The following is a 21,896-nucleotide window of genomic DNA, read 5'->3' as shown; positions in this document are numbered from 1 at the left end:
TCTTCATAAAACTTTTTATATCTATTCATTTTACTTTTTCTGCTAATATTTCTAAAAAAATTTTAGGGGTTGAAATATGTACGAAAAAATTAGAACCTTAGTTGAGAGTTCAAAATTTCAAAATTTCATTATTGCTTTAATCGTTATAAACGGTATCACTATGGGGCTAGAAACATCAAAAAGTATAGTTGATAGCTTTGGCACACTTCTACATACATTTGATATTTTAGTAATATCAATCTTTACTGTTGAGATTATTCTTCGTATTTATGTTCATAGAGTCTCATTTTTTAAAGATCCATGGAGTATATTTGACTTTATAATTGTTGCTATCTCTTTAGTACCGGCAAATGCAGGTTTTGAGATATTTAGAATACTAAGAGTTTTAAGGCTATTTAGACTAATAACTGTAGTACCGCAAATGCGTAAAATAGTTTCTGCTTTGATCAGCGTTATACCTGGGATGATCTCTATTGCAGCTCTTATGAGTTTGTTCTTTTATATATTTGCCATAATGTCTACACAGTTATACGGTGAAAAGTTTCCAGAATGGTTTGGTACTCTAGGAGCATCATTTTACACACTATTTCAGATTATGACCTTAGAATCATGGTCTATGGGGATAGTACGCCCTGTTATGGAAGTATATCCACAAGCATGGGTGTTTTTTGTACCTTTTATATTTCTTGTGACTTTTGTTATGATCAACTTAATAGTAGCAATTGTAGTTGATGCTATGGCTGAACTAAACAAAGGTGAGAGCGAACATTTAATAGATGAAGTACACTTGAGTGAGATACATACAAATGAGCATATAATAGCTCTTAGAGCAGAGATAAAAGAGTTAAAAGATATGTTAAGGTCTAAAGACTAGCATACCACATTCTAAGTCTTAGACCTATAGTACTTGTGTATCCGACTTCATTAAAGATTAGGTTTTGATCTTTATCATAGATAAAAGTTGTTGGGTATGCACTTACATTAAAATTCCTTGCATAATATCCTTCGTAATCATTAATAACATTAAAATTTAGGTTATTATCATCCATATATTGTTTTATTTCTTCATCTGAGCCTGACTTTACGGCAAAAGTTAATACTTGATAATCTTTTGATATAGACTGAATATTTGAAGCCTCTATATGACATGTCGGACACCATGTAGCCCAGATGTGAATAAGAATAGGTTTTGATTTGTTATATGAGTAGTTTATATCTAGAGCCTGCTTGTTTAAATTAATGGCTCTATAGAAGCTAAAAATATTTGCAAACACTACCATTACTAAAAAGAATAAAGATATTTCTTTTAGGTAGTGCTTGATTTTTTCTTTCATGTCAAAACTATATCATTATACCTTTGATAGTAAAAAATAACATAGCTGCAAGAATTGCTGCTGCAGGAACAGTAATTACCCATGCTGCAATAATTTTCTTAACTGCATCTCTTTTAACGTATTGAGTTTTTTCAGTTCTTTTTATAGTCTTTTTAGTTGACTTTATCAGCATTTTTTCATCTTCTATCATCTTGTAAAGAATAGTGATTCTTTCAAAATCTTCAGGAAGTTTGTTTTCTTTTTCTTGAAGAGATTTAAGTTCAGCTTTGTATGCTTTTAGAGTCTGAGTTTCCTCTTCTAAATGTTCTAGCTCTTCTTCTATTACTACTTTTTCATCTTTATTTAGAGCTAGCCACTCTCTTAAAAATCCAACACCAAATACACCACCGATAGCAATGTGAGTTGAACTAACAGGTAAACCTAATTGTGAAGCGATAATAACAGTAATAGCTGCAGCCATAGCAATAGAGAATGCTCTTATTTGATCTAGCTCGGTTATCTCAGTTCCTACTGTTTTAATAAGTTTTGGACCATATAATGCAAGACCTATGGCAATACCTAGTGCACCTACAGCCATTACCCAAAACGGAATTGCAGCTTTAGAAGAGATTCCTCCATTGACAATGGCATCATTTATAGCTGCTAATGGTCCAATTGCATTTGCAACATCATTTGCACCGTGAGCAAAACTAAGAAGTGCTGCTGCAAATACAAGGGGGATAGTAAAAAGTTGATTTACACTTGATTTATTGTTCTCTAAAGTCGTAGTGTTATTAGATACTTTACCTTTTACAAAGAAGTAAACAGCAACCGCAAAGATAGCACCAAGAATTAAAGCAGTTAAAAAGCTTGGCTTTTTAGTCATTTCAATTGAAACTAGAGGAAGCATATTTAATAGTTCAACAACACTTGGCCAGATCTTTTTAAGACCTTTTAGTGTGAGGTATGTAACAAATGCCCATGCCATGATAGCTACAAAAACTGGTACATAAGTTTTGGCAGCCTGAACTTTATCTTCTTTAAATACTATAGTCTTTTTAATGGCGTATAAAAAACCTGCAGCAATAAGTCCACCTAGTACAGGTGAAATAACCCATGAAGCTGCAATTTTACCCATAGTACCCCAAGAAACTATACTGAAACCTGCTGCTGCGATACCGGCACCCATTACACCACCAACTATTGAGTGTGTAGTTGAAACAGGAGCACGCATAGCTGTTGCAAAGTTAAGCCATAGTGCAGCAGCTAAAAGTGCAGCCATCATAGCCCAAATAAAAGGATCAGGGTTCCCACCGAATGCGGCAACGTCAATAATACCTTTTTTAATTGTCTTTACAACTTCACCACCTGCTATAATGGCACCAGCAGCTTCAAACACTGCAGCTATCATAATAGCCATAGTAAGAGTCATAGCTTTTGATCCAACAGCAGGACCCACATTATTTGCTACATCATTTGCACCAATATTCATAGCCATATATGCACCAATTAATGCTGCTACTGCTAAAAATAAGTTGTTAGATACACCACCGCTGTTTAAAAAACTAAATGTTAATACAGCAATCATAAAGAATAGGGCAAAGCCTAATCTTGTTAAATCTGTACCACTTGTCTTGAGAGCTTTTTTCTCAAGCTTTTTCATTGTCTCCATTTCCATAGAATACGACCCTTATAAAAATTTATGGATTATACCTTTTTAAATATTACAAAATAATTACAAAGCTAAATTTAAGGTTTATTCTTTAATGTAAGCTTTTATAATTTCTTGACGCTCCAGTGGTCTGTCACCACCATATCTTCCAGATGTTGCTACACTGTTTAGTTTTTTTAGAGTCTGCATTGAAGTTGGAAGTGCTTGGCCAAAAATAGTGTGCCTTCCATTTAGCCATGGTGTTAGTGCAGTTGTAATAAAAAACTGGCTACCGTTTGTATGTGGACCAGCATTTGCCATAGCTAGTACACCAATTTTATCAAAAGTTTTACCTTTATATTCATCTTTAAAACTTTTACCCCAAATACTCTCACCACCACGTCCAGTCTCAGTTGGATCACCACCTTGAATCATAAAGTTTTGAATAATTCTATGAAATGCTATGCCATTGTAAAAACCGTTTTTTATATGTGTTGTAAAGTTTTCAACCGCTAATGGTGCTACATCAGGAAATAATTCCAGTTCGATCTTACCTTGAGTAGTTTCAAGTATAACTATAGGGTTTTTTGCATATAGATTTATTGATAAAAGTATCAAAACAGCAGTAAAGAATTTTTTCATTGTTAGTCCTTTTTAAATATTTTTTTGAGTGTAATTATAGCGTCACATTGTTCTTCGTATATTAGAAAAACTTTTTCATTAGCAAGATTTATAGCGTATGAGAGTTCTTGTTGCGAAACTTCGCATACATCTAAGAGTATAACTATATCACTTCTTTGGGCATTTATATTTTTATAGTCACTCAAAGTCAACAAACTCTTTTTTTGATCAATTAGTTTTTTTGAACTGTCTAATAAAATAACTTCATCCTCTATATATGAAGCTAAATCTTCGCTAAGATTTTCACCTGTTTCTTTATTAGATACACAAAGTATACTATTGTCTTTATTTGTTGCATATCTGTTTATATATTGCATAGCAGAGGCATAAGGATTGTTCTGTATAAACTCTATATCTATTTTATTGTGAAAACTTTTTGTTAATTTATAAAAGTTGTCATATCTTTGTATCGGGTTTACCAATGTAAGATGTGATTTAGCAGACTTTAGAATTATATTTTCTAAAAGACCCTCTTCAATTAAAGATGTATCGTCGCATAGTACATATTCTGTTACTTTAGAATTTAAAAACTCCTCAGGTGTACATACTCGTATAGATGTTATATCAACGTTAACGATTGAGTATTCAATTAGTTCTAATATAAATTGTTTAACTATATCACAACTAAGTGCTGTTGGTTCAATGATAGTTACGCTATTGTTGTTTGAAAGCAGTTTTAGATAGACAGCTCTTAAAATGAGCGCTGTTGTTTTTCCTGAAAGTGCCAAACCGTTTAAACTTACAATACTTTTTTGTTCTTCAAAATTTTGTGAGTCCGTAATATAATCTATTTGCTCATCTGTAGCTAACGATACATTTCCTTTATGCAGAACTAAATACTGAGTTAAAAGGTTTGCTAGTATATAGTTAGGATCAGCTAAATTATCATCTGCTTCAGATACATCGTTTAGTTTATTTAAAATTTCTTCTTCGTCATTATCGCAAAATATAATCTTTTCATTAGGTAAAAGATTCTTTTTTTCTTCGCTAAGATGTTCATAATCTACAAAGCTTAAATTCTCAGCTATTAAAAAATTAAAAGTCTTAACGCAGTCATTATGTAGTATTTCATTATATTTAGTATTTATAAAACTGTTCGTTTTATCATAAGCTAAAGTATTTTTAGAATGCTCATTGTTCTTAGCTTGTGTAATTTCATAAAGATTCAGATCATCATAAGTCCAGTCTTTATACTCTAAAACATACAAACCTCTTTTTGGAGAGAGTATCATTAACGGTATTTCAATTTTATTTGAATGATGATAGATTGTTGTGTTTTCTAAAAGTTTGTAATTATTTTCTTTACACACTGCTTTTAATTTTTTTAGCAAAATTGAGTCTGGTGTTAAAAGTTTGTTTTTATTATCTTTTTTAAAAAGATTAGAAAAGAAGTTTAATTTCATTTATTAGATTGTTAGAAGATAAGTTGCCGCAAAAGCGACAACTTGAAAGATTATTTACCAGCTGCAACGCGGTCTTTAAGACCTTTTCCAGCTTTAAATTTTGGAACCATTTTATCTTGAGTTGTATAAGTTTTATCAGTACCAGGTACTTTACCGCTTTTACCTTTTTGTAATGCTGCAGAAAAGCTACCAAAACCTACTAAAGAAACATCTTCTTTTTTTACTAGTGCAGTTGTTACTGCTTCAGTGAACGCTTTAATTGCTGCTTCAGCCTCTACTTTAGTTTTATACTCACCACTTGCTTGAACTAGTTCTACAAATTCAGCTTTATTCATGAATTTACCCTTAGATTAATAAAATTTTTCCGAAATCACTCACCATCCTTGTAATAGCTACCAGCACGGCGAATTATTCAGCTGAAGACACTTTAATATTTATTTGCTTAAATTTTTCTTCTTTTTAGAAAAAATAGACAGAAATTTATAAATTTCCTGCATTTTAGTACCTATTTTAGCTTGCTTTGCAGAATTTTTTAACATTATATTATAATGTTTTATTATGTTATACAGACTTTTCTTTGAATGTATAGACATAAATACTTCTTCTAAACCATCTCTCTCTTCTCTTGTTAGCATTCCCATTGTCAGTCCTGAAGTTTATTAATCTTTCTTACAGCTCTAATGATCTCTTCATCATCTAATTCACCAAGCATCTTCATAACTGCTGAAGCTGCTTGAGGTTTTGCACGACCAAGTTTCCAGTCTTGGTATGTACGCATAGATATCCCTAAAGAAGAAGCCATATCTTTTAAAGATATTTTGCGTCCATTATGTTGGGACTCTATTGAATTATGAAGAATATTAAACAGATCATTAATTTGCATGAGAAGTAGTATACGGAATATATACTTAAATAAACATTTATTAGTGTAATATATTGGTTAAAATGTTTAATATATAGTTAAAAATGAATATAAAAATATAAAATATACATATAATACACGGAAAACCGTATATTTATTTCAAAAAAAATTTAGTGTGATTTTTGAGAATTTAAAAAAATTATAGTTCTATGGAGATATTTACAGGTTTTAGAGTTACTTTTTCATCTTTTATTTCAAGATGAAATGTTTCATATTTTTTATTATCAGTTTTGTAGATGAGCTCTTTTAGATCACTTATAGTAAATATAATGTTATTTAGACCCCTAAAAGCCTTTTGAACTGTTATAGTGGCATCGTTTATAGAATTAATTACACTGTTTTTATCATCTTTAAGTTTTTTGATCTCAGCTTCATAACCTGCTATTTTTGATTGATTATGCCTTTTTGCTTCTTCTAAATGGTATTTTAAGTCCTCTATATCATTATCTATAAATTCAATCTTTTTGGAAAGTATAGGGATTTTCTTATAGTCTATATTAAAAGTATTGTTTTCACCGCTTACTAAAGTAATGTTTATTGAATGAGATGCATATACTTTAAGATTACTTTTTACACTTGTTATATTTACATCTTTTGCATATATGGTTCCGTTTAGACAAGCATCTATATTTACTGTAGTTGCATATACAGTCCCACCTTCTAGAAGCTTTATATCCGCTTGATGCGCACGAAGTGTACCTTTGTGTCGGTTTATTTTCGCAAACTTTGCATTTTGATGAGAACTTTGGTGTGTGGCACCGTCTATTGTTAGGTTTGTAGCATGTAATACCGAGTTTGATCCTACAAATCCTTCAACATGTATAGTCTCACTTGTAAGCTCTACACCTTCACCTATGCTGTCTTGAGTAACGTCTTTTTCTGATACTACTACTTTTATATCATTATCTTCATGCTCTGAAACCTTATCTTCTACACGTTTTATTTTACGTTTTTTTATAGTGTGATCTATATACATAATATTTCTAGAAATATTTACGTAACCTTTTGCTTTAGATATATATAGTTTTTTATCATTATCTTCTTTTACTAGTATTGTTTCGTCATCTGTATCATAGTCTAGATCTTTTAGGTTTTTTTGAGAAGTGTTGCTAATCACTTTTCCAAACGCATCTAGCCCGTTTCTACCGAACTTAGGCTTTCTATACTCTGCGATTACCTCTTTAGCATCCACTTCGGCTATACCATGCTTGTTTTTATGTTTTTCATAGTGTAAAAGCAATTGGCCTTTTTGTGTAACATTTGGTTCAATTGTCTCAATTAGAGGAAGCTTTATATTCTTTTTAAATTTGCCGGCATGTATAAACTTGGTAAATAGTTTTAGTTTTGTTATATAGCTTTCATCAAACAGACCGATCAAGATAGCATTTCTTGCTTTAATGGTATCTACCTCATTTTTAAGCCATATATATGTATCCCTTGGAGTTTTAATAGGTATTTTAGAATTTATTTTAATAGTGATAGTTGGATGGGTATTCATAGAGTCATAGTTGATCTCATAATCTAAATAGTATTTTTTTTGTTGTTTTTCAAAAAGCTTAATTGTATGGACTTGTGTAAATTCCAAATGATAATCAATCATTTTTTCTTCGCTATCGTAATGTTCCTGAACAGCTTCATTGTATTCTGTAAAGTCGGTATCTTTAGATGTCTTAATAAGTGTTTTTGTATCTAAGATCTCAAAATCAACAATGTTTATGCTCGCATCATTATTTTTTGCGTATTTTTGTAGTGACAGAAGAATGTTTTTTGTCTTTACTTTTGCTTTTTGCATAGTTTTAGACCTTTAGAGTGCTAATAAATCACTATAGTCATACTTTGAAAAATCTAAATATATTTTCCCATTTTGCTCTATAACTCTTATATCTTCGTGTAGTACGTCCTGAAATCTTCTTTTGATATTTTTTCTTTGAGAAGTTTTTAGGTCAAGAGTTTTTAAATATTCTTTTAGTTCAACTATTTTACTCGGGCTGCTTTTTGAATGTTCAACTTCATAATAAACGTTCTTCTCTTGCTGATCTTGAAGCAGTTTTTGGTTTACCAGCTCTAAAATATGTTTTAGTTGCTCATCTTTGTTTAAATAGATACTTTCTATTCTGTCACGCTCTTCTCTAAGCATATTTTCTTTGTCTTCTATTAGTTTGTCGATCTTCGCTTCTAGTTGCTCAATTTTTTGTTTTAAATAGCTATTTTCTCTTTTATAAAGGCCTAAAACCGTAGCTACAGTAGCCTTTTGCATAATATTTTTTTGCACTTGAATCTGTTTGTTTTTTTCAGAAGCTACAGGAGCTGTTTCTTCATCCGGTATATTTATAAGGGTAATGCCGTTTTGTATAGTAAAGTTTAATTTTTTTTGACGAATTTTAGACGTAACCATCTCTGTTGACATCTTAAATCTTTTAGCATACTCTTCTATTGTTATATCCATTTTACTTACTTTATGTGCTTATATTTTTTTGTATTTTAACATAAAAATATATATTTGTATTAAGAAAGTTGTTTTAAAAGAACTCTGTATTATAATTGCACAATTATTTTTTTGAAGGTGTTTTTATGAGTAAAGGTATATTAGATATAGTTAAACCGGGTGTACTTTTTGGTGAGGATGTTTTAAAAGTTTATAAACATGCTAAAGATAACGGATTCGCAATTCCGGCCGTTAATGTTGTGTCGACTGATTCTATAAACGGTGTTTTAGAAGCTGCAGCTAAAGTTAAATCTCCTGTTATTATTCAGTTTAGTAACGGTGGCGCTGCATATTATGCAGGTAAAGGTTTAAGTAATGAAAATGAACTTGCTGCAATAAACGGTGCAGTAAGCGGTGCAATTCATACTCATATGATGGCTGAGGCTTACGGTGTGCCTGTTATTTTACACACTGATCATGCTGCAAAAAAACTTCTACCTTGGATCGATGCTCTTATTCAAGCTGGTGAGCAGTACTTTGATGCAAACGGTAAACCACTATTTTCTTCACATATGCTAGACCTTTCAGAAGAACCGATTGAAGAGAACATCTCAATCTCAAAAGAGTATTTAAAAAGAATGTCTGCTATCGGTATGCATATTGAGATTGAGCTTGGTGTTACGGGTGGTGAAGAAGACGGTGTTGATAATACTAACATAGACAACGCACTTTTATATACTCAGCCTGAAGAGGTTGCATATGCATATGCTGAACTAGGTACAATTTCACCAAACTTTACAATAGCAGCATCTTTTGGTAATGTTCACGGTGTTTATAAACCTGGTAATGTAACTCTAACTCCTAAGATTTTAGATAACTCACAAAAATATATTCACGAGAAATATAACACTGAAGATGCAAAACCTGTAAACTTTGTATTTCACGGCGGAAGCGGTAGTGCAAAAAGTGAAATTGAAGAGGCTATATCTTACGGTGTTATAAAAATGAATATCGATACAGATACTCAGTGGGCAACTTGGGAAGGTGTAAAAGCTTACTCTGAAAAATATAAAGACTACCTTCAAGGTCAGATCGGAAACCCTGAGGGTGAAGATAAACCAAACAAAAAATACTACGATCCTAGAAAATGGCTAAGAGCCGGACAAGAAACTCTTGTTGCTAGAGTTGAAGAAGCATTTAAAGATCTAAATGCAATAGGTAGAAACTAGTTTTTAATAATCTTATAGATATCCAGAATGTCCGAAGCATCTGGATTTTCTATGTAAACTTTTCCTAAAAGCTGATTTAGTCTATTTAGGTTAAATCTCCAAAATCTTTGTGAGTTAAACTCTTCATGTTCCTGCATCTTTGAAAAAAGCTCATCTTTTGTAAGTTCACCATTATTTTCTTTTATAACGCTAAACATCAAGTGCATTAGATCTTTTGTAGCTTCTGGAGTAGTATCATCATCTTCAAGCTGTTTATTTGGTAAAAAAGCATAAATCTTCCATATTCCTATGATCATAAATATTATAAAAAAAATCATCATCAATGTAGAAATACTCAAGTCCATTATACTCTCCATAAAAATAATGTAGTGATTATATGGTAATTTTGCTAAAATTTCATTATGAATGATAAAGTATTTTCTAAACCGATTAAGAAACAATTTGAATTTGACGAAGAGGTAGCAGCTGTTTTTGACGATATGTTAAGTCGCAGTGTACCGTTTTATGATCAGAGTCAGGAGATGACTAGATTCTTTGCTCAAAAAGCGTTGAATGATGGTGGACTGATGTATGATCTTGGATGTTCTACAGCATCTTTGCTTATCTCAATTGCAAAGCAAAATAAAGAGGCAAAGCTGATCGGACTTGATAACTCTGATGCAATGCTTGAACAGGCTAGCAAAAAAGCACACGCTATGGGTGCTGACATTGATTTGCTAAACGCAGATATTTTAGAGTACGACTACAAAGAAGCAGATGTCTTTGTAAGTAACTATACACTTCAGTTTATCCGCCCGCTTGTAAGGGAAGAGCTTGTTAAAAAGATAGCAGATGCGCTTAAAAAAGATGGCGTATTTATATTTAGCGAAAAGGTGATCTCACACCATCCAAAACTAAATAAAGATCTGATCGAACACTATTATGACTTTAAAAAGAAACAGGGTTACAGTGAGTATGAGATAGCCCAAAAGCGTGAAGCACTGGAAAATGTATTAGTACCATACAGTGAAGATGAAAATATCAAAATGGCTAAAAATGCGGGGTTTTCACACTGTGAGGTAGTGTTTCGCTGGGCAAACTTTGCAACTTTTATAGCTATAAAATAATTTTTACTTCATATTTCTTCGTTAGTTTTTTCGGCATACTACAAGTATGTCTGCAAAAACTGCCTAAAACTATTTTTTCGTCCTCACCTTGTATTTGTAACCACTAGGTAATTAATAACTTTTATAATTTCGTCGTAAAAATATAAAGGAGACAAAACTATGAGTAAAGTGAAACTTAGTGCACTTGACAGATTGAAAATTAAGTTATTAAAAAGTAAGAAATCTACCAGTTGGATGGTTAAATAAACAAGGAGCTTATTATGAGTTTAAGCATCGAAGAGATGAACGAAATTATTAAATACCTTTCAAAAAGGTAAACACTTTTAAGCCAAAAACTGGCTATTTCCCCAAAAATATAAAATTATTGTAAACACTTTAGTTTTGGAATTTCACCAAACGTTTCTACCCTCAGATGGGTCTTTATCTTCTTTAAAAGCATCACCTATCTCTTCATAGGTAACTATGTCATCTTCACCACAGTCTTTATGGTAGTAGCCTTGCATATCGTAGTACTCTTCACAGTCGGAATAGTATTTTGCAGAGATTCCGTGTTTGTTAAAACAACCAGTTAAAAAAATTGACATTATAATTGATGTTAATAATATTGATATTGTTTTCATAAAACTTTTACAAGCAAAAATCATACCTTAAAACTCTCAGTTGTCTTACACATATCTGTTAAAAAACACTCATCACATTTTGGATTTTTTGCCTTGCATATATAACGCCCGAACAAAACCATCCCTTGATGTAGTGCATGAAGATCGTTTTTAAACTTTTTAACAAGCGTTGCTTCAGTTGCTAGTGCTGTTTTATCATCGCTTAAACCTAAACGGTGAGATACACGGAAAACATGTGTATCAACAGCCATAAGGTTAGCACCAGTGTATTCGATCATTACAACATTTGCAGTTTTTTGTCCAACACCTGCAAGACGCTGCAGGTCCTTTTCGTTCATAGGAATTTCACCATCGAAATCTTCCACAACGGTTTTAGCCATAGCAAGAAGATTTTTAGCTTTGTTGTTAAAAAATGAACACGAGTTTATTAGTGCTTTAATATCTTCTATATCTGCGTTTGCTAGAGCCTCGGCATCAGGGTAAGCCTCAAACAAAGCAGGGGTAATCACATTTACACGTTTATCTGTACATTGAGCTGAGAGTGCTACTGCGATTACTAGTTCATATGCATTGTTGTAGTTTAGTTCAGTAACTGCATCACTGTAACGCTCCACAAATCTTTTGTGAATCTCTTCAATCTCTTTTTTTGTTGCTTTTTTTACTTTTTTCATGCTGGAATTATAACTTGTTTATTTATTGTTATCTAATTGGTACTAAAATTTTTATACTTAAATAACAGGAATTTATATGAAATTAGTAACTAGAGTTGCATCATCACTAACAATTTTATCAACACTTGCTATGGCAAATACATTGGTAACTGTAAACGGAAAAGCTATTACACAACAAGAGGTTGACTCTGAATTAATGCAGGCTACTCAAGGTAGATTTAACCAAGTTCCAGCAGACAAACAAAAGCAGCTACGTAATCAGGTTTTAGAGCAGTTAATAGTAAAAGAGTTGATTTTTGACGATGCTAAAAAAACTGGTGTAATGGAATCAAAAGATTTTAAAGATGAATATAGCAAAGTTCTAGATAGAGTAAAAAAAGAATTATCTATTCAAGTTTGGCAGAAAAAAGAGTTAGATAAGGTTAACATTTCTAACAAAGAGGTAAAAAAATACTATGACTCTAATAAAGAAGAATTTAATGAAAAAGAATCAGTTCATGCACGTCACATTTTAGTAAACAGTGAGTCTGAAGCAAAAGATATTGCAAAAGAGTTAAAATCTATAAAAGGTACAAAACTTCAAGAGAAATTTATAGAACTTGCAAAAGTTAAGTCAAAAGGACCAAGTGGACCAAGAGGTGGAGACTTAGGTTATTTTGTTTATGAAAGAATGCTTCCTGAATTTAGTGCAGTAGCATTTGCTATGAAAGTTGGAACTATAAGTGAACCTGTTAAAACAGAACACGGTTATCATGTGATCTACCTTGAAGATAAAAAACCTTCTAAAACTTACTCTTTTACTGAAGTTAAGCCATTTATAGAGCAACGTCTTAAAATGGAAAAATTTAAAACTGTTATGCAAGATAAAATAACTTCACTTAAAAACAAAGCTACTATAAAATAATAATCCTATGTTACCTACGTCCATTGATAAAATAACTATCGATGGGCGTATTTTTTACGTTAAGCGTGATGACTTATACGATCCGCATCTTAGCGGAAATAAATTCCGAAAACTCCATAAACTTATACAAACTCCAAAAGAGAACTTAGACAAGCTTATATCTTATGGCGGAACACAATCTAATGCAATGCTTGCAATTGCAAAACTATGCCACTTAAAGGGTTGGGAATTTATATACTACACAAAACCTATATCAGATGCACAAAAACAACAGAATTCAGGAAATTTTTACGAGGCCGTAAAGCTCAGTATGAAACATATTGAGATTGAACATGACAGATACAAAGAGGAGATCTCAAATCTAAGGTTTAACCTTGATTCTAAAACATATATAGTAGACCAAGGTGGAGCTGTTAGTGAAGCAGAAGATGGACTAAAAGTATTAGCAGATGAGATCAAAGAACAACTCAAAGGTTTAGACGTTAAATCTTTAGCTACACCAAGTGGGACAGGAACTACTGCACTTTTTTTAGCAAAAGCATTGCCTGAGTATAAAGTCTATACTACACCGTGTGTAGGTGATATTGAGTATCTTAAAACACAGATGTCAGCACTAGTTGATCACTTACCTGATAACTTAATAATTTTAGAGCCTAAAAAGAAGTACCATTTTGCAAAGCTGTATCCTAGTTTTTTAGAGATTTACAAAAAGCTTTTAAATGCTGGAATTGAGTTTGATCTGCTTTACGCTCCTGGTATGTGGGAGGCTTTGTTAGAACAGACTGATGAAGAAGTCTTATATATCCACAGCGGAGGAGTAAGTGGAAACAAGACTATGTTAGAGCGTTATATGAAAATAACGCTCTCATCTAAACCAACACGCTCAGGTTGATAAGAATTTATCTTAGCGTCTTTGTCTTCATAACCTATAACTACACTGTATAGAAGTGCTAAATTCTCAGGTACGTTAAGTTCACGTGCCACAATGCGACCAAACTCTGTAGTTGAACCTTGAGGACAAGTGTCTAATCCTTCCTCTTTAGCTAAAAGCATGATTGACTGCATATATGCACCACAGTCAAGTATAGCACCTTGGGCACCTTCAATATTTGCTTTATCAGTAAATACAAAAAAGACAGTTTTAGCACCAAACCATCTAAAGTTGTCTTTCCACATCTCTATACGTGTATCGTTGTCTTTTCTATCAACTTCCATAAGTTTGTATAGTCCGGCTCCTGTAACAACACGTCTTTTTTTGTACGGGTTTTTCCACTCAATAGGATAGTACTGAATAAACTGATCGTTCTCAACACCATCATCCATAGCTTTTATGATTGCATCTCCAACTTTTTTTAGAGTTGACTCATCACTTATAGCGTATGTGATCCACGGCTGCATATTTGCTCCACTTGGAGTTTGTGCAGCTGCTTTTAAAATTTTTTCTTGTATATCTTTTGGTACAGGCTTAGGTAAGTAAGCTCTTTTAGAAGATCTTGAATTTATAATTTCATAAACATTTGACATAAAAATCCTAAATTTTTTGATGCAGTATTATAGCAAAATATAGCTGTTAATATTTCATTAAACTTAAGTTTAAATAGTATTAATGACCAGATCTTATACTTTTAAGAATCAAATAAAAGGAGTTCAAAATGAACGCGAAATTAATTACAGGTTTAGCACTAAGTGCACTATTGACATCAACACTATTAGCATACGGCCCACAAAATTGTGACGGACAAGGTCCTAAAGGTCAAAACTTTAAGCAAGGAAAAATGTATAAAGGCATGTATGACAGATCGTCTCATCATAAAGGTAGACACGGTTTTATTAAAATGGTTATGAAGCTTGATCTTAGTGATAAACAAAGAGATGAGATAAGAACTATAGTGAGAGATAGTATGAAAAATATGCCAAATCCAAATGAAGCATTTAGTGAGAGTTCATTTGATAAAGAAAAATTCATAGAACTTGCACAAGCTAAAAGAGATGCTAAAATTCAGCATCGCGCAGATATGATGGAAAAAGTATATGCAGTTTTAAACTCTTCACAAAAGAAAGATTTAAAGACTATGCTTGATATGAAAAGAGTTATGAAAAAAAACATGATGAATAAAATGGGTACTAACTGTAACTCAAAAAATTGCCCAAATAGATAAAGGCAACTCGAATGGACAAGTTTAAATATAGAGACTTGGCAACATCTATGACTGCGTTTTTCTTTTTTGTAATAGGGATAAGCGGAGTTATGATGTATTTTCATTTTTTTGATGATTATGTAAAAGAGCTGCATGAGATCTTAGGTCTTGTTTTTGTGGCAGTAGTATTTACACACGTATATTTTCATATAAAGTCTTTTAAATCTTATTTTGGCAAAAAAGTATTTACTATAAGTGCGGTTGTAGTTTTGGGTATATCTGCTATGTTTGTTGTAAATACTCCAGAAGGTGATAATCCAAAGAAAACACTGATCATATCTATGCTTGATGCACCTATAGAGAGTTCTCTCAAGGTTTTAAACTTGGATATGCAGACTCTAAAAGAAAGACTTAAAACAAATGGTATTAAAATTAGTTCTAGCGATGTAACAATAAGCTCAATTGCCAAAGATAATTCTATATCTCCTTTTGAGCTTGTTACAAAGATAACTCAAAAATAGTTTAAATAGGAGCTATATTGATAAAAATAGCGATGGTCGAAGATGATACTGAGTTAGCAGAAGTATTAACCCAGTATCTATCAAAATTCAATATCTCTGTAACAAATTTTGAAGATCCATTTTTAGCTCTTAGTGCTATAGCTTTAGAAGAGTTTGATTTAGTGATTCTAGATCTTACTCTTCCAGGAATGGATGGTTTGGAAGTTTGTAAAGAGATAACTGCCAAGTATGATATTCCGATTATTATTTCAAGTGCCAGAAGCGACATAACCGATAAGGTGATCGCACTAGAGTTAGGAGCTGATGATTATCTACCAAAACCATACGATCCAAGGGAGCTTGAAGTCAGGATCAAAACAATACTTAGACGTATTAATAAATCTATCCCTAAAGCTCAAGAAGAAAAGAATGAAGTGTTTGTGTTAGACGAGGCAAAACAGGAGATCAAAAAAAACGGAAAGTATATAAAATTTACACCTGCAGAGTATCAGATCATGGCTTTAATGTGTAAGCGAAAAGGTTTTGTGATCTCCAGATACGACATTTTAGATGAGTGTGATTTTGTAAACAGTGATGAAGACGGCGGAAGTATAGCCGTGATTATAAACAGGATTAGACATAAAATAGAGGAGGACCCGAAGCATCCGAAGTATCTTTTAACGATAAGGGGCGCAGGGTATAAACTGGTAGAATGAATAAAAACTCAATAATTTTTTCAATAACCCTAACATTTATTATAACTTTTACAATAATTGTATTTAGCTTTTTAACACTTTATATATCCAACGAGAAGAGAGAAGAACATTTAATAGCTAAAAGTAATCACGATATGACAAGAATCTTTATGCGTGAATATAGAATCAATGGAGATTCAAAAGAGTTAAAAGAGTTACTTGAATTTATGAACTTTTCTTTGATCAGAGATTCGTCTTTGCAATATGAGATACTTAAAAGCAAAAACACAAAACATCTTCAACAAAGACACAGACCAAGGTTTAGACTATTTGTTGAAGAACTCGAACTCAATGGCAAAAACTACGTATATATAAAGACGCCAATAGAGTCTTTGATGCTTGCAAATGAAAATGATTTTAACGGTAATAAAAATATTATCATCTTTATTTTTATACTTATATTGGTCTTTTTTACTTTTTTATATATAAGCATTATTAACAAACTCAAACCTCTTAGTACTTTAAAAAACGAGGTTCAAAAACTAGCAGATGAAGATTATGACATATCATGTTCTAGCGATAAAAAGGATGAAATTTCACAACTTGCAAACGAGTTTGATAAAACTGCTAAAAAATTAAAGAGCCTTAGAGACTCAAGAGATATATTTATAAGAAATATAATGCATGAATTAAAGACTCCGATCACTAAAGGTAGGTTTTTAACAGAGTTGCCTAAGAGTGAAGAGAACAATCTGAAGATGCAAAAAGTTTTTTTAAGGCTTGAATCACTGATCAGTGAATTTGCATCTATAGAGGAGTTGATATCTACAAAAAAAACTCTAAGCAAAAAAGCCTACTATTTAGATGATGTTCTTGATGAAGCCTGTGATCTGTTAATGTGTGATGAAGATGAACTAATTAAAGAATTTGAAAACATAAAGATTGACGTAGATTTCAAGCTATTCAGTATAGCTGTAAAAAATCTTGTTGATAACGGTATAAAATATTCAAACGACCGTAAAGTATATATAAAAGTAAAAGATAAAAAAATAGTTTTTGAAAATACAGGAAATCCTTTAAAATATAAAATAGATAAATATTATGAGCCTTTTTTTAAAGCAGATGATGTAAAATCTAATCAAAGCTTCGGACTTGGGCTTTACATAGTAAAACATATTTTAGATGCCCATAGCATGGGCTTGGAATATGTTTACGAGGATGGTAAAAATATATTTTCTATAGTTATCTAAATGATTTTACTTAGTATACTTGACATTAAGTCACTCAACTTAGTATAATTATACATACTAAAGTATAAAGGATTACAAATGAATAATATTTTTGAAAAACTAACACATAATATGACTGAAGCTATAGAGTCGGCTCTATCTTTAGCTTTGCATAATAAAAACCAAGAAGTGGAGCCTGTTCACTTTTTATGGGCACTTCTGACAAACTCTAACTCGGTACTGAACCAGATGTTTAACAAAATGAGTATAGATAAAACTGCTATAGAGTTAGATGTAAGAAGCGTATCTGAAAAACTGCCTAAATCATCTTCGGTATCAAAAGACAATATTAAACTTTCACGTGCATTTGTACAAACACTAGAGAGTGGTGCAGGACTTATGACTAAAAACGGAGATAGCTTTTTAGCTGTTGATACATATATACTGGCAAACCTGCAAAGTGAGCCGTTTAATTCTATACTAAAAAAATATATAGATATTTCAGCGCTTGCTAAAAATATTGAAGCAGCTCGCGGCGGGGCAAAGGTTGATAGCCAGAGTGCTGATGAGACATTGGACAGCTTAGGTAAGTATGGTGTTGACCTTACAAAAGAGGCACATGATGGGAAACTATCACCTGTAATAGGACGTGATGAAGAGATCACTCGTATGATGCAGATCCTTATTCGTAAAACAAAAAACAACCCTATGCTTTTGGGTGAGCCTGGTGTTGGTAAGACAGCACTGGTTGAAGGTCTTGCTCAACGCATTGCAAACAACGAAGTTCCGACTTCACTTCAAAACAAAAAAGTGATCGCACTTGATATGAGCTCACTTGTTGCTGGTGCAAAATACCGCGGTGAATTTGAAGACAGACTAAAAGCTGTTATCGATGAGGTGAAACAAAGCGGGAATGTAATTCTTTTCATAGATGAGATTCACACTATTGTAGGTGCGGGTGCAAGTGAAGGGAGTATGGATGCGGCAAATATTTTAAAACCGGCACTTGCTCGTGGTGAGCTTCACACAATCGGTGCTACGACTTTAAAAGAGTACAGAAAATATTTTGAGAAAGATGCAGCACTTCAAAGACGTTTCTTGCCGATCAACTTAGATGAGCCTACAGTAAATCAGTCACTGCAAATACTTCGTGGTATTAAAGAGCGTTTAGAGACTCACCACAACGTAAGTATTACTGATTCTGCACTGGTAGCTGCAGCGAAGTTAAGTGATCGTTATATTGCAGATAGATTTTTGCCTGATAAAGCGATTGACTTAATTGATGAAGCTGCGGCAGAGTTAAAGATGCAGATCGAGAGTGAGCCACATGCACTAAGTATCGCTAAGCGTAAAAGTTCTGAACTGCATGTTGAGCAAGAAGCTCTTAAAATGGAAGATACACCTTCAAATGCAAAACGCCTGCAAGAGATCACTAAAGAGCTTGCAGACACAGATGAGCAAGTAAGAAGTCTTGAAGCGCAGTTCTCAACTGAAAAAGAGGTGTTTGAGAGAATCTCTAGCATTAAAAGCGATATAGAATCAAAACGTGCAGAGGCTAACCGTGCAAAATCAAGTTCTGACTTTAACCGTGCGGCTGAGATTGAGTACGGTGAGATTCCGGCGTTGATCGAAGAAGAGAAAAAAATCAACGAACAGTGGGCACAGCTTCAAGAGGCAGGAACTCTACTTAAAAACAATGTTGATGAGGAAGCAATTGCGTCTATCATCTCTCGTTGGACGAATATCCCTGTTAATAAGATGCTGGAATCTGAGAAACAAAAAGTTCTTCATGTTAAAGAGGAGTTAGATAAAGATGTAGTAGGGCAAGAACAGGCTACATTTGCAGTTAGCCGTGCTATTAAGCGTAATAAAGCTGGACTTAGTGAGACTGATCGTCCAATTGGTAGCTTTTTATTCTTAGGACCAACTGGTGTAGGTAAAACGCAAACTGCAAAAACACTTGCTAAGTTCTTATTTGATAGTGAAGATGCTATGATCAGAATCGATATGAGTGAGTACATGGAGAAACATGCAGTATCTCGCTTAGTCGGTGCAGCTCCTGGATATGTAGGGTATGAAGAGGGTGGACAGTTGACTGAAGCGGTTCGCCGTAAACCTTATTCAGTAGTATTATTTGATGAGGTTGAAAAAGCACACCCTGATGTATTTAATATGCTTCTTCAAGTTTTAGATGATGGACGTTTGACTGACAACAAAGGTGTAACGGTTGATTTTACAAATACGATTATTATCCTTACTTCAAATGTTCAAGAGGAAAATATAAAAACAACGTTTAAACCCGAGTTTATCAACCGTTTAGACGATATTGTGAAATTTAACGAGCTTGGATCAGACCAGATCAAAGGAATTGTTGATATATTCTTCCGTGAAATTGCAGATAAAGTAAAAGAGCGTGATATTGAACTAAGTTTAAGCGAAGACGCAAAAGCATACATCGCTGAGGCTGGATTTGATCCTGTTTATGGCGCAAGACCGCTTAAACGTGCACTTTATGAAATAGTTGAAGACAGGTTAGCTGATCTGATTTTAGAGGGTAAAGTTACTGAGGGTTCAAAAGTTGAGTTTGATATGGAAAATGAAGAGATAAAAGTTAGCGTGAAGTAAATAATTATTAGTTATAATTTTGCCATGAAAATTTTACTATTAACAACTATATTATTAACATCAATTTATGCAAATATGGGTGACTGTTTTACATGTCACCCTAAACTTATAAAAGGTATTGATTCAAACGAAGCACACAAGCCAATGCTCACGTGTATTAAATGCCACTCCCCAAATAAAAAATCTGTTTTAGAGTGTGGTGAAAAATGTTTTTCATGCCATAAACAAGAGGACTTAGAACCAGAAGAGATTCCTGAACATGCTGTTTTTGAAGAGTGTAGAGAGTGTCATGTAAACGCTAAGAAAAAGTTTTTAGATATTACAAATACATATGATCAGTCTCATACTGAATCCTTAAAAGACTTTCTACTTCAATAATTTTTTTTAAACCAACTTAAAATAACATTGTTTTATAATTAACATATACAAAAAATAATATAGGGGTTTAATGAGATTTCTATTAATTAAAGAAGTAGCAAATACTAATGTTGTAAGTGTTGACATATCTAGCTCAATTTTAAATGCTATAGATGTTATGATCCGCAACAATCATAGGAACATTGTTATTGAAGACGGTGTGAAATACAGAATTTTTACAGTTTTGGATGTACTTAAAATACAAAGAGACGAAATTGACTTGAGTCTGCCTATAAGCTCATTAAAACTAGACATAATCCCAACTATCAGTGCAGATAAAAATATACTTGATACTGTAGAGTATTTAAATAATTCGATGGAGTATATTTGTGCAATTAATGATGACAATTCTCTTTTTGGTCTTATAACGCATACAGATATAACAACCCATATAGATCCTCATACTTTAATGGATAACTACAGACTGATTGATTTTTTAAAGATTGGTAGTAAAATGAAAACTGTCTCTAAAGATACGCTTATATCTAATCTTTTATCAGAAATGGTTGAAGGTTTTATGGACCATGTAGTTGTAGTTGAAGATATGAAACCTATAGGGATATTAACTACAAAAGATCTTATGGTACTTATAAAACAGAAAGTGCAACTAGATGTAAGTATCTCTAAGTTTATGTCATTCCCGGTAGACTCTATAGAGAGAAATGCATCTATAAAAGAAGCTTTGGAGTTTATTCAAAGCAAACACTATAAAAGGGTTGTAGTAGTAGATGAAGAAGGAAGACTAGCAGGAATAGTGTCTCAAAAAGAGTTGATATCTTTAACATACTCAAAATGGGCAGTGCTTATGAAAGAGTACCAAGACGAGTTACGTGAAATTAACTCTATTCTTGAAAATAAAAATAAAGAATATGAAACTATGGCATCTACGGATAGTTTAACAGGACTCTACAATAGATACAAGTTTTCTGAACTTTACGTATCTACATATAAATCAATGGTACAAAGACATAATGAGATGTCTTTAATTTTACTCGATATAGATTATTTTAAAAACGTAAACGACAAATACGGACATAACATAGGTGACAAGGTCTTAGTTCAAGTTGCACATACACTTTTAAAAACACTAAGAAATGTTGATATTGTTGCCAGATGGGGTGGTGAAGAATTCGTAATATTACTCCCTACAGCTGATCTTACAAATGCTTATAAAATTGCAGAAGAGTTAAGATACCAAGTTCAAGAGTTAGAAATTGATGTAGCTGGGCATGTCACTATAAGCTTGGGTGTCTCTTTGGTAGAAGAGGGAAGTGATATGGATGAAGTTATAAACAAAGCAGACCAGGCATTATACCTTGCAAAGGCAAGTGGAAGAAACTGTGTTAAAACACAGGATGATATATAGT

The 21,896-nt window shown here is 32.7% G+C and carries 25 protein-coding genes; 12 read left to right on the top strand and 13 right to left on the bottom strand.

Features of this window, described 5'->3' with window-relative positions; all coding sequences use genetic code 11:
- Positions 1-76: 76 nt before the first annotated feature.
- On the top strand, positions 77-874 hold the full coding sequence (locus ABZA65_RS00605; protein WP_373069510.1) for an ion transporter: 798 nt from the start codon (positions 77-79) through the stop codon (positions 872-874).
- Here ABZA65_RS00605 and ABZA65_RS00600 read toward each other — a convergent pair.
- From ABZA65_RS00600 to ABZA65_RS00560, 9 genes are all read right to left on the bottom strand, one after another.
- Positions 864-1,334, bottom strand: coding sequence for a redoxin domain-containing protein (locus ABZA65_RS00600; protein ID WP_373069508.1), 471 nt, complete (start codon positions 1,332-1,334; stop codon positions 864-866). The two genes, ABZA65_RS00605 and ABZA65_RS00600, sit on opposite strands and share 11 nt — an antisense overlap.
- 7 nt (positions 1,335-1,341) lie before the next feature.
- Positions 1,342-2,991, bottom strand: a complete 1,650-nt coding sequence (locus ABZA65_RS00595; protein ID WP_373069506.1) for an inorganic phosphate transporter — start codon at positions 2,989-2,991, stop codon at positions 1,342-1,344.
- A 78-nt stretch (positions 2,992-3,069) separates the two neighbouring features.
- Positions 3,070-3,606 carry a peptidylprolyl isomerase gene (locus ABZA65_RS00590; RefSeq protein WP_373069504.1) on the bottom strand — a complete coding sequence of 179 codons (537 nt, stop codon included), beginning with the start codon at positions 3,604-3,606 and terminating at the stop codon, positions 3,070-3,072.
- Between the two features lie 2 nt (positions 3,607-3,608).
- The gene (locus tag ABZA65_RS00585; RefSeq protein ID WP_373069502.1) at positions 3,609-5,048 is read right to left on the bottom strand and encodes a hypothetical protein; all 1,440 of its coding nucleotides are present in this window, start codon (positions 5,046-5,048) and stop codon (positions 3,609-3,611) included.
- Positions 5,049-5,098: 50 nt separating this feature from the next.
- Positions 5,099-5,383: an HU family DNA-binding protein gene (locus ABZA65_RS00580; protein WP_373069500.1), complete on the bottom strand. Its 285-nt coding sequence runs from the start codon at positions 5,381-5,383 to the stop codon at positions 5,099-5,101.
- A 99-nt stretch (positions 5,384-5,482) separates the two neighbouring features.
- Complete coding sequence (locus ABZA65_RS00575; protein ID WP_373069498.1) at positions 5,483-5,683, bottom strand: hypothetical protein; 201 nt, start codon at positions 5,681-5,683, stop codon at positions 5,483-5,485.
- An 8-nt stretch (positions 5,684-5,691) separates the two neighbouring features.
- A complete protein-coding gene (locus ABZA65_RS00570; RefSeq protein WP_373069496.1) occupies positions 5,692-5,931 on the bottom strand; it encodes an XRE family transcriptional regulator in 240 nt (79 codons plus the stop codon).
- Between the two features lie 178 nt (positions 5,932-6,109).
- Positions 6,110-7,762, bottom strand: coding sequence for a flagellar assembly protein A (locus tag ABZA65_RS00565; RefSeq protein ID WP_373069494.1), 1,653 nt, complete (start codon positions 7,760-7,762; stop codon positions 6,110-6,112).
- A gap of 12 nt (positions 7,763-7,774) precedes the next feature.
- Positions 7,775-8,416: a hypothetical protein gene (locus ABZA65_RS00560; RefSeq protein ID WP_373069492.1), complete on the bottom strand. Its 642-nt coding sequence runs from the start codon at positions 8,414-8,416 to the stop codon at positions 7,775-7,777.
- Positions 8,417-8,541: 125 nt separating this feature from the next.
- On the opposite strand from ABZA65_RS00560, the gene fbaA reads away from it, so the two are divergent.
- Complete coding sequence (gene fbaA / locus ABZA65_RS00555) at positions 8,542-9,624, top strand: class II fructose-bisphosphate aldolase (protein ID WP_373069490.1); 1,083 nt, start codon at positions 8,542-8,544, stop codon at positions 9,622-9,624.
- On the opposite strand, the gene ABZA65_RS00550 is transcribed toward fbaA, so the two are convergent.
- Positions 9,621-9,968, bottom strand: coding sequence for a hypothetical protein (locus ABZA65_RS00550; protein ID WP_373069488.1), 348 nt, complete (start codon positions 9,966-9,968; stop codon positions 9,621-9,623). The genes fbaA and ABZA65_RS00550 overlap by 4 nt on opposite strands.
- A gap of 57 nt (positions 9,969-10,025) precedes the next feature.
- Here ABZA65_RS00550 and cmoA point away from each other — a divergent pair, with 57 nt between their 5' ends.
- Positions 10,026-10,730, top strand: a complete 705-nt coding sequence (gene cmoA, locus ABZA65_RS00545; RefSeq protein ID WP_373069486.1) for a carboxy-S-adenosyl-L-methionine synthase CmoA — start codon at positions 10,026-10,028, stop codon at positions 10,728-10,730.
- Between the two features lie 389 nt (positions 10,731-11,119).
- On the opposite strand, the gene ABZA65_RS00540 is transcribed toward cmoA, so the two are convergent.
- Entirely contained in the window at positions 11,120-11,350 is a 231-nt protein-coding gene (locus ABZA65_RS00540; RefSeq protein ID WP_373069484.1) for a hypothetical protein, read from the bottom strand.
- A 20-nt stretch (positions 11,351-11,370) separates the two neighbouring features.
- The gene (gene nth / locus ABZA65_RS00535) at positions 11,371-12,021 is read right to left on the bottom strand and encodes an endonuclease III (protein ID WP_373069482.1); all 651 of its coding nucleotides are present in this window, start codon (positions 12,019-12,021) and stop codon (positions 11,371-11,373) included.
- Positions 12,022-12,097: 76 nt separating this feature from the next.
- On the opposite strand from nth, the gene ABZA65_RS00530 reads away from it, so the two are divergent.
- Both ABZA65_RS00530 and ABZA65_RS00525 read left to right on the top strand, forming a co-directional pair.
- A complete protein-coding gene (locus tag ABZA65_RS00530; RefSeq protein ID WP_373069480.1) occupies positions 12,098-12,925 on the top strand; it encodes a peptidyl-prolyl cis-trans isomerase in 828 nt (275 codons plus the stop codon).
- 7 nt (positions 12,926-12,932) lie between these two features.
- A complete protein-coding gene (locus tag ABZA65_RS00525; protein ID WP_373069478.1) occupies positions 12,933-13,817 on the top strand; it encodes a 1-aminocyclopropane-1-carboxylate deaminase in 885 nt (294 codons plus the stop codon).
- Here the strand turns inward: ABZA65_RS00525 and ABZA65_RS00520 are convergent.
- Entirely contained in the window at positions 13,772-14,449 is a 678-nt protein-coding gene (locus ABZA65_RS00520; RefSeq protein WP_373069476.1) for a nitroreductase, read from the bottom strand. The two genes, ABZA65_RS00525 and ABZA65_RS00520, sit on opposite strands and share 46 nt — an antisense overlap.
- 128 nt (positions 14,450-14,577) lie before the next feature.
- On the opposite strand from ABZA65_RS00520, the gene ABZA65_RS00515 reads away from it, so the two are divergent.
- The 7 genes from ABZA65_RS00515 to ABZA65_RS00485 all read left to right on the top strand — a co-directional run bounded on the left by ABZA65_RS00515 (position 14,578) and on the right by ABZA65_RS00485 (position 21,895).
- Positions 14,578-15,084: a Spy/CpxP family protein refolding chaperone gene (locus ABZA65_RS00515; protein WP_373069474.1), complete on the top strand. Its 507-nt coding sequence runs from the start codon at positions 14,578-14,580 to the stop codon at positions 15,082-15,084.
- Between the two features lie 11 nt (positions 15,085-15,095).
- Positions 15,096-15,584 (top strand): DUF4405 domain-containing protein, encoded by a 489-nt coding sequence (locus ABZA65_RS00510; RefSeq protein WP_373069472.1) that lies wholly within the window; start codon positions 15,096-15,098, stop codon positions 15,582-15,584.
- Between the two features lie 17 nt (positions 15,585-15,601).
- Entirely contained in the window at positions 15,602-16,279 is a 678-nt protein-coding gene (locus ABZA65_RS00505) for a response regulator transcription factor (RefSeq protein WP_373069470.1), read from the top strand.
- A complete protein-coding gene (locus ABZA65_RS00500; protein WP_373069468.1) occupies positions 16,276-17,508 on the top strand; it encodes an ArsS family sensor histidine kinase in 1,233 nt (410 codons plus the stop codon). Before ABZA65_RS00505 ends, ABZA65_RS00500 begins: the two co-directional genes overlap by 4 nt.
- Positions 17,509-17,586: 78 nt before the next feature.
- Positions 17,587-20,112: an ATP-dependent Clp protease ATP-binding subunit gene (locus ABZA65_RS00495; protein ID WP_373069466.1), complete on the top strand. Its 2,526-nt coding sequence runs from the start codon at positions 17,587-17,589 to the stop codon at positions 20,110-20,112.
- Positions 20,113-20,136: 24 nt separating this feature from the next.
- The gene (locus tag ABZA65_RS00490) at positions 20,137-20,490 is read left to right on the top strand and encodes a hypothetical protein (protein ID WP_373069464.1); all 354 of its coding nucleotides are present in this window, start codon (positions 20,137-20,139) and stop codon (positions 20,488-20,490) included.
- 70 nt (positions 20,491-20,560) lie between these two features.
- Complete coding sequence (locus ABZA65_RS00485; protein WP_373069462.1) at positions 20,561-21,895, top strand: diguanylate cyclase; 1,335 nt, start codon at positions 20,561-20,563, stop codon at positions 21,893-21,895.
- Position 21,896 lies beyond the last annotated feature (1 nt).

Source organism: Sulfurimonas sp. (assembly GCF_041583195.1).
Classification (GTDB): domain Bacteria; phylum Campylobacterota; class Campylobacteria; order Campylobacterales; family Sulfurimonadaceae; genus Sulfurimonas.
This window is presented reverse-complemented; position numbering and strand designations above follow the sequence as displayed.

Coding starts and splice junctions, on each gene's coding strand:
- ABZA65_RS00600 (WP_373069508.1), bottom strand. CDS start 1,334: ATGAAAGAAAAAATCAAGCACTACCTAAAAGAAATATCTTTATTCTTT.
- ABZA65_RS00500 (WP_373069468.1), top strand. CDS start 16,276: ATGAATAAAAACTCAATAATTTTTTCAATAACCCTAACATTTATTATA.
- ABZA65_RS00490 (WP_373069464.1), top strand. CDS start 20,137: ATGAAAATTTTACTATTAACAACTATATTATTAACATCAATTTATGCA.
- ABZA65_RS00495 (WP_373069466.1), top strand. CDS start 17,587: ATGAATAATATTTTTGAAAAACTAACACATAATATGACTGAAGCTATA.
- nth (WP_373069482.1), bottom strand. CDS start 12,021: ATGAAAAAAGTAAAAAAAGCAACAAAAAAAGAGATTGAAGAGATTCAC.
- ABZA65_RS00590 (WP_373069504.1), bottom strand. CDS start 3,606: ATGAAAAAATTCTTTACTGCTGTTTTGATACTTTTATCAATAAATCTA.
- ABZA65_RS00540 (WP_373069484.1), bottom strand. CDS start 11,350: ATGAAAACAATATCAATATTATTAACATCAATTATAATGTCAATTTTT.
- ABZA65_RS00570 (WP_373069496.1), bottom strand. CDS start 5,931: ATGCAAATTAATGATCTGTTTAATATTCTTCATAATTCAATAGAGTCC.
- ABZA65_RS00575 (WP_373069498.1), bottom strand. CDS start 5,683: ATGCTAACAAGAGAAGAGAGAGATGGTTTAGAAGAAGTATTTATGTCT.
- ABZA65_RS00565 (WP_373069494.1), bottom strand. CDS start 7,762: ATGCAAAAAGCAAAAGTAAAGACAAAAAACATTCTTCTGTCACTACAA.
- ABZA65_RS00530 (WP_373069480.1), top strand. CDS start 12,098: ATGAAATTAGTAACTAGAGTTGCATCATCACTAACAATTTTATCAACA.
- ABZA65_RS00585 (WP_373069502.1), bottom strand. CDS start 5,048: ATGAAATTAAACTTCTTTTCTAATCTTTTTAAAAAAGATAATAAAAAC.
- ABZA65_RS00485 (WP_373069462.1), top strand. CDS start 20,561: ATGAGATTTCTATTAATTAAAGAAGTAGCAAATACTAATGTTGTAAGT.
- ABZA65_RS00605 (WP_373069510.1), top strand. CDS start 77: ATGTACGAAAAAATTAGAACCTTAGTTGAGAGTTCAAAATTTCAAAAT.
- ABZA65_RS00560 (WP_373069492.1), bottom strand. CDS start 8,416: ATGGATATAACAATAGAAGAGTATGCTAAAAGATTTAAGATGTCAACA.
- ABZA65_RS00525 (WP_373069478.1), top strand. CDS start 12,933: ATGTTACCTACGTCCATTGATAAAATAACTATCGATGGGCGTATTTTT.
- ABZA65_RS00550 (WP_373069488.1), bottom strand. CDS start 9,968: ATGGACTTGAGTATTTCTACATTGATGATGATTTTTTTTATAATATTT.
- cmoA (WP_373069486.1), top strand. CDS start 10,026: ATGAATGATAAAGTATTTTCTAAACCGATTAAGAAACAATTTGAATTT.
- ABZA65_RS00515 (WP_373069474.1), top strand. CDS start 14,578: ATGAACGCGAAATTAATTACAGGTTTAGCACTAAGTGCACTATTGACA.
- ABZA65_RS00595 (WP_373069506.1), bottom strand. CDS start 2,991: ATGGAAATGGAGACAATGAAAAAGCTTGAGAAAAAAGCTCTCAAGACA.
- ABZA65_RS00580 (WP_373069500.1), bottom strand. CDS start 5,383: ATGAATAAAGCTGAATTTGTAGAACTAGTTCAAGCAAGTGGTGAGTAT.
- fbaA (WP_373069490.1), top strand. CDS start 8,542: ATGAGTAAAGGTATATTAGATATAGTTAAACCGGGTGTACTTTTTGGT.
- ABZA65_RS00510 (WP_373069472.1), top strand. CDS start 15,096: ATGGACAAGTTTAAATATAGAGACTTGGCAACATCTATGACTGCGTTT.
- ABZA65_RS00520 (WP_373069476.1), bottom strand. CDS start 14,449: ATGTCAAATGTTTATGAAATTATAAATTCAAGATCTTCTAAAAGAGCT.